This window comes from Bacillus sp. JJ722 (assembly GCF_036963345.1).
Classification (GTDB): Bacteria; Bacillota; Bacilli; order Bacillales; family DSM-1321; genus Bacillus_AD.
On record NZ_JBALMO010000287.1, the window covers coordinates 1,759 to 3,502 of the forward strand.

A 1,744-nucleotide genomic window follows, 5' to 3' on the forward strand; every position below is an offset into this window, starting at 1 on the left:
CAGTTAGAACGGGATAAAGGAGTGCATAAGCATGAGAATTAGTGTCGTGGGAACTGGAGCAGTTGGCGGTTATTTTGGGGGATTTTTAAGTAAAGCAGGAAATGATGTCGTATTTTTAGCAAGGGGAAATCATTTTGAACAAATGAATAAGGATGGATTGACAATCGAGAATGAAGGAGAAGATTTTATTGTTCATAAATTCTTTTCAAATGATTATCAGTCACTTTCTAATACTGATTATGTATTATTTTGTGTAAAGTCCACCGCTACTGAGGAGGTTGCTCATGCGTTATTACCTATACTAAAGCCAGAAGCAATAATTATTACATTACAAAATGGTGTAGATAATGAAGAGGTATTAGGTAAGGTTTTTGGTAAAGAAAGAATTCTTTCTGTTGCTACATATATTCAAGCTTCCATAGTTGCCCCTGGTGTTATTAAACAAACTGGATTAGCACCAAGATTAGTTATAGGTGCACTAGATCATCAAGCCATTCATCATGTAAATAGACTGGTTTCCTTATTTAATGAAGCAGGTGTACGCGCAAAGAGTAGTGATGAAATATTGAAGGTGAAGTGGCAAAAATTATTATGGAATGTATCCTTTAATCCTTTATCAGCTACTACAGAAACAAGAGTGGGAGAGATCTTGTCTGATGAGGGTTTGTTAAAAACGGCCAAATCTATGTGTAAAGAAGCAATTGCTGTTGCTGAAAAACTCGGCATTTCAATAGACAATTACATTTATGAAGGTATTTTTAAAAATTCACATTTATCTGGTCAGCATAATACATCCATGCTCCAAGATAAACTGAATCAAAAACCAATGGAAATAGAGTCGATTTGTGGTTACATCGTAAAAAAAGGTAAAGAACTTAATATACCAACTCCTGTCATTGAAACCGTTTATCATTTATTGAAATTTCAGGAATCAAAATATCCATTATGCTATAATAATGAAAACTTCGACAAAATTGCAAGGAGATAGTATATGAGGAATAAAATTCTAGAAACTAGCATTCTATTATTTGATGTGAGAGGGTTTAAAGAAACATCTGTACAAGATATTGTAGATGAACTTGGTGTAACTAAAGGTACGTTTTATTATTACTTTAATAGTAAAAATGAATTATTAGAGCACATTTCTATGTCTTTTATCGAAGAAATATCTACTAAGCAAGAAGAGATTATAAATGATCAGTCTAAAGACTGCACTACTAAATTATATGAGATTGTGAATATGTTAGTTCGAAATATTAAAACTGATAGACGAAGTGCACGTATTTTCTTTCGTGAGATGAGAAATATTGACGAAAAATATTTTTTGAAAATTAAAGCAAAGCGTGCTCAATTTAAAGTGCGTTATCAAGATTTAATAGAAGATGGTATTAAAAAGGGTGAATTTAAAGAAAGTTTGAATTCTGATATTTTAACTTTTGGCATATTAGGAATCACAAACTGGTCTTATTATTGGTTTAATCCAGAGGGAATTATCAGTGAAGATAAACTTACTGATATTTATGTTGATTTAATCTTAAATGGAATTAAGAAGTAATTTGAAAATAGTTAGTTGTCTTTGTAATTATTTAAATCTTCTTAATACTGGCTAGTTAGTATTAAGAAGATAAAGCTATTTTAACCTTTTTAGTAGAAGACCTATATCTCATCGAAAGTAATCTCTCTTGTATGTATGCTCCATACAAACTCATTTCTAATGGTAAGACTCCTTTTTTATAATTTCTGA

At 31.0% G+C, this 1,744-nt stretch carries 2 protein-coding genes; both read left to right on the plus strand.

The window, feature by feature from the left end; all coding sequences use genetic code 11:
- The first annotated feature begins 31 nt into the window (after nt 1-31).
- Complete coding sequence (locus tag V7014_RS23960) at nt 32-988, plus strand: ketopantoate reductase family protein (RefSeq protein WP_335511072.1); 957 nt, start codon at nt 32-34, stop codon at nt 986-988.
- 3 nt (nt 989-991) lie between these two features.
- Entirely contained in the window at nt 992-1,555 is a 564-nt protein-coding gene (locus V7014_RS23965; RefSeq protein ID WP_335511074.1) for a TetR/AcrR family transcriptional regulator, read from the plus strand.
- The last annotated feature ends 189 nt before the right edge of the window (nt 1,556-1,744 follow it).